The sequence below is a fragment of the bacterium genome, from assembly GCA_030655055.1.
GTDB lineage: Bacteria > Edwardsbacteria > AC1 > AC1 > EtOH8 > UBA5202.
Genome location: JAURWH010000214.1, coordinates 1 through 8,614 on the forward strand (window position 1 = coordinate 1; position 8,614 = coordinate 8,614).

The 8,614-nt window shown below is 57.0% G+C and carries 6 protein-coding genes and 1 tRNA gene; 2 read left to right on the forward strand and 5 right to left on the reverse strand.

Features of this window, described 5'->3' with window-relative positions; genetic code table 11:
- The 4 genes from Q7U71_09910 to nuoE form a co-directional block, all read right to left on the reverse strand.
- Nucleotides 1-757 (reverse strand): FAD-dependent oxidoreductase (locus Q7U71_09910; protein ID MDO9392073.1); only part of this gene is annotated, 757 nt, incomplete at its 3' end.
- A 91-nt stretch (nucleotides 758-848) separates the two neighbouring features.
- A complete protein-coding gene (gene nuoF, locus Q7U71_09915; protein ID MDO9392074.1) occupies nucleotides 849-2,558 on the reverse strand; it encodes an NADH-quinone oxidoreductase subunit NuoF in 1,710 nt (569 codons plus the stop codon).
- A gap of 408 nt (nucleotides 2,559-2,966) precedes the next feature.
- Entirely contained in the window at nucleotides 2,967-4,187 is a 1,221-nt protein-coding gene (locus Q7U71_09920) for a WG repeat-containing protein (protein MDO9392075.1), read from the reverse strand.
- A gap of 162 nt (nucleotides 4,188-4,349) precedes the next feature.
- The gene (nuoE, locus tag Q7U71_09925) at nucleotides 4,350-4,838 is read right to left on the reverse strand and encodes an NADH-quinone oxidoreductase subunit NuoE (GenBank protein MDO9392076.1); all 489 of its coding nucleotides are present in this window, start codon (nucleotides 4,836-4,838) and stop codon (nucleotides 4,350-4,352) included.
- A 331-nt stretch (nucleotides 4,839-5,169) separates the two neighbouring features.
- Between nuoE and Q7U71_09930 the strand changes: the two genes are divergently transcribed.
- Both Q7U71_09930 and Q7U71_09935 read left to right on the forward strand, forming a co-directional pair.
- Nucleotides 5,170-6,507 (forward strand): PhoH family protein, encoded by a 1,338-nt coding sequence (locus Q7U71_09930; protein ID MDO9392077.1) that lies wholly within the window; start codon nucleotides 5,170-5,172, stop codon nucleotides 6,505-6,507.
- Nucleotides 6,508-6,660: 153 nt separating this feature from the next.
- Nucleotides 6,661-6,734, forward strand: a tRNA-Gln gene (locus tag Q7U71_09935).
- A gap of 168 nt (nucleotides 6,735-6,902) precedes the next feature.
- On the opposite strand, the gene Q7U71_09940 is transcribed toward Q7U71_09935, so the two are convergent.
- Nucleotides 6,903-8,614, reverse strand: a 1,712-nt coding sequence (locus tag Q7U71_09940; protein ID MDO9392078.1) for an ABC transporter permease, incomplete at its 5' end; no start/stop codon positions are given.

Genomic DNA, 8,614 nt, shown 5'->3' on the forward strand with positions numbered 1-8,614 from the left:
TGGTCTTGATCTCCTGGTCCAAAACCTCCTTGGGCAGGCGGTACTGGGGAATGCCGTAGCGCAGCCAGCCGCCCGGTTTGGGCAGGGCCTCGAAGATGGTGACCTGGTGGCCTTTTTGCCTCAGGTAGTAGGCCGCGCTCAATCCGGCCGGCCCGGCCCCTACTACCGCCACTTTCTTGCCGGTCTCGGGGGCGATCTTGGGAAGATAGGGCTTTCCGGAATTCAAATCGAAATCGGCGGCCCGGCGCTTAAGGTAGCAGATGGACACCGGCTCCTCCACCAGGTTGCGGCGGCACTCGGTCTCGCAGGGGTGGGGGCAGACCCGGCCCAAACTGGCGGGCAGCGGCAGGGTGTCCTTGATCAGCTTGATGGCCTCGGCCTCCATCCCGTTGGCGATCAGCGCGGTGTATCCCTGGACGTCGCATCCGGCCGGGCAGGTGGCCTGGCAGGGGGCGATGCAGTCGCCGGAGTGGTTGGAGAGCAGCAGTTCCAGGGCCAGCTGCCGTGCGGCCCGGATCTTCTGGTTGTCTATGTCCACCACCATCCCGTCGTAGACCTTGGTGGCGCAGGAGGGCACGAAGCCCCGGGCCCCTTTTACCTCCACCAGACAGACCCAGCAGGAGCCGAACGGCTCCAGCTTCTTGTCATGGCACATGTTGGGAATGTCCAGGCCCTGCTTTTCGGCCACTTGCAGGATGGTCTGGCTGGAATCGCAGATGACTTCTTTGCCGTTGAGCTGTATCTTTATCTCGGACATTTTATGCATCCTTGTTATATTCTTGTGTTTAGACTATTATACGTTTTCCGTCTCCCTCTCCTAATGCTTTAGGAGAGGGGCAGGGGTGAGGTCAGCTGACCCTGATCGCGTCGAACTTGCATTTGACCACGCAGCTGCCGCACTTGACGCACTTGGCCTGGTCGATGACATGGGGCTTCTTGACCGCGCCCGCTATGCAGGATGACGGGCAGACCCGGGCGCAGGCTGTACAGCCCACGCATTTCTCGGCGATGATCTCGTAGGTCAGCAGTTCCTTGCAGCTGTGGGCCGGGCATTTTTTCTGCTTGATGTGGGCCTCGTACTCATCCCTAAAATATTTGATGGTGGTCAGCACCGGGTTGGGGGCGGTCTGCCCCAGCCCGCACAGGGAGGAGACCTTGATCTTGTCGGCCAGCTCCAACAGCATTTCTATGTCGCCCTCCACGCCTTTCCCCTTGGTGATCCGGTCCAGTATCTCTAGCATCCGCTTGGTGCCCACCCGGCAGAAGGTGCACTTGCCGCAGGATTCCTTCTGGGTGAAGTCCAAAAAGAACCGGGCGATGTCCACCATGCAGGTGGTGTCGTCCATCACCACCATGCCGCCCGAGCCCATGATGGCCCCGGTCTGGGTCACCGAGTCGTAGTCGATCACGGTGTCGGCCAGGGCCGCCGGGATGCAGCCGCCCGAAGGCCCGCCCATCTGCACCGCCTTGAACTGGCGCCCGCCCTTGATGCCGCCGCCCACCTCGTAGATGATCTCCCGCACCGTGATGCCCATGGGGACCTCCACCAGGCCTCCCCGCACGATCTGACCGGCCAGGGCGAAGACCTTTGAGCCCTTGCTTTTCTCCGTTCCCAGGGCCGCGAAGGCGGCTCCGCCGTTCAATATGATCCAGGGCACGTTGGCGTAGGTTTCCACGTTGTTGATGTTGGTAGGCTTGCCCCACAGGCCGGAGACCGCCGGGAACGGCGGCCGCAGCTTAGGCATCCCCCGCTTGCCTTCTATCGAGGCCATCAGGGCCGTCTCCTCGCCGCAGACGAAGGCCCCGGCCCCTTCCTTGATCTTCATCTCAAAGTTGAATCCGGTGCCCATGATGTTCTTGCCCAAGAGGCCCTTCTTCTTAGCCTCGGTGATGGCCAGCTTCAGCCGCTGCACCGCCAGCGGGTATTCGGCCCGGACATAGAGGTAACCTTCCTGGGCCCCGATGGCGTAGGCCGCGATCAGCATCCCCTCCATCACGTTGTGGGGGTCGCCCTCCAGCACCGAGCGGTCCATGAAGGCCCCGGGGTCGCCCTCGTCCCCGTTGCAGATGATGTATTTCTTGTCGTTCTTGCTGTCCCGGGCAAACTGCCACTTGCGGCCGGTTGGAAATCCGGCCCCGCCCCGGCCCCTGAGACCTGAGTCCAGCACTTCCTTGATCACCTGCTCCGGGGTCATGGTCTTCAACGCCTTCTCCAGCGCCTGGTAGCCCTGATGATCCATGTAATCCTGGATGCTCTCGGGGTTGAACACCCCGCAGTTGCGCAGCACTATCCGCTTCTGCTTGGCGTAAAAGCTGTCGTCGGGCAGGGCCTGGTTGTGGGCCCGCACCAGCCAGTCCTTCACCGGCTGATGCCCGGCCAGGTGCTCCTCCACCAAACGGGGCAGGCGTTCCGGGGTCATGTTGCCGTAGGTAAAAAGATTGCCGTCCTTGTCGTAGACGTCCAGCAGCACCTCGCGGTAGCACATCCCCACGCAGCCGGTCTCGGCCAGGGCCACGTTAAGCTTGCTCTTTTTGATCTCGTCCTTAAGGGCCGCCATCACCTTGTGGCCGCCGGCCGCGATCCCGCAGCTGCCCAGCCCCACCACCACCCGGTAGTCGGGGCTTTTTAAGGATCTTTTCTTGGTTTCAGCAGCAGTTCTCAAGAGGCTTTCCCTCCGTTATATATTGATTTGATTGAAGACTTCAGGTATATGGACATTACTTACCACGCCTGCGTGCCGAAACAACTGACATTGATAGACACTCTGGCGTGCAGGCACGGAAACACGGAATCCTGGAGATCACGAAAAGGCTAAATCTATTAGGAATCCAGGAAGTCAGGAAAATATTTGTTGATGCCTGTTTCCTGATAAAACTTGAAATGATTTTTGATTATTAATGAGGATTTCAGAAAAGAAATATTCCTGGTTTCATGGTTTCCTTATAAAAATCCAAGCGTTTCTTAGCTATTCTGTGGATTTCCAGACATACTTCCCGGTCCGGTCGATGTAACCCCAGGTACCACCGTCGGTGTTGCCGTAGGAATTCATCTTTCCGCCCATGTTGACCATGGCCAGGCCGTGCTTGAAGTCCCAGGCGAAATCGAACCGGGGCTTGATCATCGTCTGCCCGGCCTTGTTGATGTACCCCCACTTGCCGCCCTGGATGATGCCGTTCTCGTTCATCTTGCCGCCCAGGTTCACCAGGGCCAGCCCTTCGGAGAAGTCCATGGCCCCGTCAAAGCGCGGAGGCACGGCCATCCGGCCGGCCCGGTTGATGTATCCCCGCTTGCCGCCGATGCGGATGCAGGCCAAACCCTCGCTGAAACCGGAGGCGGCGGCGTACTTGGGTGCCACTGTTCTCTGGCCGGTTGTGTCCACATAGCCCCATCGTCCGTTGAGCTTCACCGCCGCCAGTCCCTGGTAAAAGTTGCCGGCGTCATCGTAATGCTGGGCCACCACCACCCGGCCGGCGGGATCTATGAAGCCGAACTTGCCCTCGGTCTGAACGATGGCGAAGCCGTTGACGAAGCTGCGGGCCCCGTGGTAGACCGGCGGTATCACGGCCTCGCCGTTCTTATTGATGAATCCCCAGCGGTCTCCCAGCTTCACCAGCGCCCGGCCTCCGGAAAAGCTCATGGCATCCTGGTATTGGAACTGCACGATCACTTTGCCGCTTTGGTCTATGAAACCGTACTTGTCGTTCTGCCGCACCAGGGCCAGCCCTTCGGAAAAACTGCGGGCATCCTCGTAAATCGGCTCGATCACTGTTTTTCCGGTCTTGTCTATGAATCCCCGCTTGCCCCCGGATATCATCCCAGTCTCAATGGTCTTGCCGCCGACGTTGACCAGGGCCAACCCTTCGGAAAAATTCTTGGCGTCGTCGTACTGCGGGGTGACGGCCATCTCGCCGTCGGGGCTGAGGTACCCCCACTTGCCCCCCACCACGAACCCGTATTCGTTCTTGACCCCGCTGATGTTGACCAGGGCCAGGCCCTCTGAAAGATCAAAGGCCCAGTCGTAATTAGGCTCAATTACAACCCGGCCTTGCTGGTCGATATATCCGAACTTGCCCTGCTGGTTGACTGGGAAAAGCGCCTTTGGGCCAGCCTGGGGCTGCGCCCAGAGCAGACTGCTCAAAGACAGCAGGGATAATCCGCCCCATAATGTTCTTTTCAACCCGGTCATGATATTACTCCTAGTGTTGGAGTTTATTGATCCGGAGGTTCAATCTCTAATGTGTGAAATTATACGAATACTATTTTGACCGGATTTGCAGGATGACATTGAAAGATGAATATACCTCGTTAAATCATGTTAATCCTGTCTTTTTCCGGAAAAGCCTGAGGATTAAAAATCCTTGGCCGCCTTGCGGGCGCTGTCCGGGGTCAGCCGACCGTAGGTCTCGCTGTCTATCATCATCACCGGGGCCAGGCTGCAGCAGCCCAGGCAGGCCACCGTCTCCAGGGTGAATTTTCCGTCCTCGGTGGTCTCGCCATCGCCCACCTTGAGCTCGTCCTCCAAAGCCTGGCTGATCTTGACCGCCCCGCTGACGTGGCAGGCGGTGCCGTGGCAGACCCGCATCAAATGCTTGCCCACCGGCTTCAGCCGGAACTGGGTGTAAAAAGTGGCCACCCCGTAGACCTGGCTGGCCGGAAGACCCATGATTTGGCTGATCTGTTCGATGGTCTGGCCCGACAGGTAGCCCAGCTCGGCCTGGACCTCCTGCAATACCGTGATCAAAGCCCCCTTGTTGCCGGCATGCCGGGCCGCCGCTTTTTTCACCGCCGGATCCGCTGCGCCCTTGACCGCCTTGGGAGCTGCCTTGGCCTTTTTCATAAGACTCCTGCTGATAGCATTGCTGGATGGTTTTTCCTTGAATGCAAAATTTATTCTATCATATAAAATCAAACCATTGCAAGACCCAAATCAATAATTTTCGGCATATTTTTACCGTCTTGAAATTTGGCCCTAAAAGCTATTGATTTTATCCCGGCATCGGGTTATATTTGAAACAAGACAAACCTTAAAATTGCCACCAAGACACAAAGGCACCAAACTCCTTTAGGGATAAACTGTATAAGTATTTTTGTGTTATTTCGTGTTTTTCGTGGGCAAAAGAAACCTTCTTTACATCAACCTTCACCACAGCCTTACAAAGGGGGACAGCATGGCCGAAAGCAAAAAGGCAAAAAAACTCTTCGTGCTGGACACCAACGTGATACTGTACGACCACACCTGCATCGAGAATTTTGAGGAACACGACATCGTCATCCCCATCGTGGTGCTGGAGGAACTGGACAAGTTCAAAAAAGGCAGCGACCTGATCAACTTCGAGGCCCGGGAGTTCATCCGCAACCTGGACAAGCTGGCCGGGGAGCATCTTCTGACCAAGGGCATCTCCCTGGGCAAGGGCCGGGGAAAGCTTCACATTCTGGTGGGCGACCCCCATTCCGAGCGGGTCTACCATTCTTTCGCCGCCGACAAGGCCGACCACCGGATCCTGGCCATGGCCGAGGAGCTGACCCGGAAGCACCCGGACCGCCAGGTGGTGATAGTGACCAAGGACATCAATCTGAGGATGAAGGCCAAGTCGCTGGGGCTGCAGGCCGACGACTATCTGACCGGCAAGATCCGGCAGATGGACCAGCTGAATGTCACCGCCCGGGTGATCGAGGACATGGACAAGGATTTCATCTCCCAGTTCTACCAGGAGCCCTACCTGGTGCCCCGGGCGGCCTTCCCCTTAAAGGAAGAGCTGCTGCCCCACCAGTATTTCGTCTTCAAGAACCACAGCTCCAGCGTGCTGGCCCATTACAATCCGGAAAAGGACGGCTTGGAGCGGCTGGTCAAGCGGCCGGCCTACGGCATCGAGCCCCGCAACGCCGAGCAGATCTTTGCCCTGGACGCCCTGCTCCGCCCCGAGATCCAGCTGGCGGCCCTCACCGGCAAGGCCGGCACCGGCAAGACCCTTTTGGCTTTGGCCGCGGCCCTGGAGCAGCGACGCAACTACCACCAGATCTTTCTGGCCCGGCCGGTGGTGCCCCTGGCCAACCGGGACATCGGCTTTTTGCCCGGTGACATCAAGTCCAAGATCGACCCCTATATGGAGCCGCTGTGGGACAACCTGGCCGTGATCCGGCACCGCTTTGCCCCGGAGAGCAAGGAGCACAACAAGATCAACGAGATGATCCAGAACGAAAAACTGGTGATCTCGGCCCTGGCTTTCATCAGGGGTCGAAGTTTATCCAACATCTTTTTCATCGTGGACGAGGCCCAAAACCTTACTCCGCTGGAGGTCAAGACCATCATCACCCGGGCCGGCGAGGGGGCCAAGATCGTCTTCACCGGGGACGTTTACCAGATCGACTCCCCTTATTTGGACGCCCAAAGCAACGGCCTGAGTTATTTAGTGGACCGGATGAAGGGCCAGAGCCTGTTCGCCCACGTCAATTTGCTGAAGGGCGAGCGGAGTCCCCTGGCCGAGCTGGCCAGCAATTTATTGTAAGGAGTATAACAGACCAAGTATCCGGGATAAACATTGTGCCGGGAAAGAAAAGCGGTTGACAAAATAGGTTTTTTTAGGTTATAATTAAAAGATATCAGGGACTGAAAGGTTTTGATGTCCCTGATGCTGTTTTTAGACTTAAGATACATTCACTGGGGGATCGTCCAACGGCAGGACACATGGCTCTGGACCATGGTATCGGGGTTCGAATCCCTGTCCCCCAGCCATGACATCTAAAACAAAAGAGGCAACCGATTAGGTTGCCTCTTTTGTTTGGTCCAAAGATTGCGATAGAACTGTATGTTCCGGCTACAGGCAAATAAACAAGCCCCATAGCAAATAACACTACAGGGCCTATAATGATATGCCACTACGAGCACAATACCATCTGTATATCAAGCATATCTTAATGCCTCAATCGGACTAAGGTTCGAAGCCTTCCTGGCCGGCCACAGTCCGAAGACCACCCCAATGATCAAAGAGAACGATAAAGCCAGAACGATGGAATCGGCAGTCACCGACATGGACCAGCCGGCGAACTTCGCCATAACATACGACACCGCTCCACCCAAAAAGATCCCGATGCCACCCCCCAACAGGCAGATGACTACTGATTCGATCAAGAACTGGAACATGATGTCATCGTTATCGGCCCCGATTGCCTTGCGCAGCCCGATCTCGTTGGTCCGTTCTGTCACCGATACCAGCATGATGTTCATGATGCCGATCCCGCCCACCAGCAAGCTGATCAGGGCTACCGATCCCAAGAGATAGGTAAATGTCTTCATGGTCGAAGTCAGGGTTTCCTGGAGATCGGCCATGTTGCGGACATTGACAAGTTCAATCTTGGTAGAGGGCAACCGGTGCTGTGACAGAATGACCTGCGTGATCTTACTGCTGACGTCGGTCATTTTCGAAGGATCGTTGACATAGACATCTATGGAATTCAGATATTCGGTTCCGAATAGGCGGTACATGGCGGTGTTGACCGGGATGATGATCTGGTCATCCTGGTCGCGGAAACCGGTGGCCCCCTTTTCCGGCAGGACGCCGATCACCTGGAAATCGATGCGGTTGATTTTAATATACTCGCCCAGTGGGTTATCCGTGCCGAATAGCTTGGTGGCGACTGTCTTGCCGATCACCGCCACTTTCTTTCTTAGAATGGTCTCCTCGTCGGTGAAAAACCTGCCGCTGTATGGTTGCGAACTCTTGACATCGGCATAGGCGGCCGATGTCCCGCTAACCGATGTGCTCCAGTTATTGGCTCCATAGACGGCCTGGACATTGCCATTGACGTACGGAGCGATCTTGTCCACTCCTGGGATTGCGGCCACCGCGCGGCTGTCATCAAGCGTCAGTCTCAGGGCAGAACCGGACCCCATGGAAACACCGCCCCGCGAGCCGGAAGATGGACGGACGCTCAGCACGTTCGTTCCCAGGGAAGACAAACGCTTCTTCACGTCGGCCTGAGCCCCGTTACCCAACGCCAACATGGCTATCAGGCTGGAGACTCCGATCATCACCCCCAGGATCGAAAGCGCGGCCCGAGTCTTGTTCATGGTCAATGAGTCTATCGCCTGTTGAAAATATTCCTTAACACGGGAACCTGTGACTACCTTATGCCCGAGATTCTCACCGGACAATGCGTCTCCGTTCTCCGTTGCCTGGGGAATGGCTTTAAGCCTCTCGTCCGAGATGACCTTGCCATCCTGGAGCCTGATGATACGCCGGGCGGTTTGGGCCAAGTTCGGCTCATGGGTGACCATTATGACCGTGATGCCTGATTCGTTCAGCTTGGTCAGCAGCCCAATGATCTCCTGGGCAGATTTTGTGTCCAGGTTACCGGTAGGTTCGTCCGCCATGATGACCCGCGGACGGTTGACCAGAGCACGGGCGATGGCCACCCGCTGCTGCTGGCCGCCCGACAGTTCGTTGGGCCGATGGCTGGCACGATCCCCCAATCCCACCAGGGAAAGCATCGCGGCTTCGTCGTTGCTGGTACCGCCAACGTTATAGATCTTGGGCAATCCGACGTTCTTCAGGGAGGACAGCTTGGGCAGCAGATTGAACGACTGAAAGATGAACCCAAGGTTCTTGTTGCGGA

Coding starts and splice junctions, on each gene's coding strand:
- nuoF (MDO9392074.1), bottom strand. CDS start 2,558: ATGGCGGCCCTTAAGGACGAGATCAAAAAGAGCAAGCTTAACGTGGCC.
- Q7U71_09920 (MDO9392075.1), bottom strand. CDS start 4,187: ATGACCGGGTTGAAAAGAACATTATGGGGCGGATTATCCCTGCTGTCT.
- nuoE (MDO9392076.1), bottom strand. CDS start 4,838: ATGAAAAAGGCCAAGGCAGCTCCCAAGGCGGTCAAGGGCGCAGCGGAT.
- Q7U71_09930 (MDO9392077.1), top strand. CDS start 5,170: ATGGCCGAAAGCAAAAAGGCAAAAAAACTCTTCGTGCTGGACACCAAC.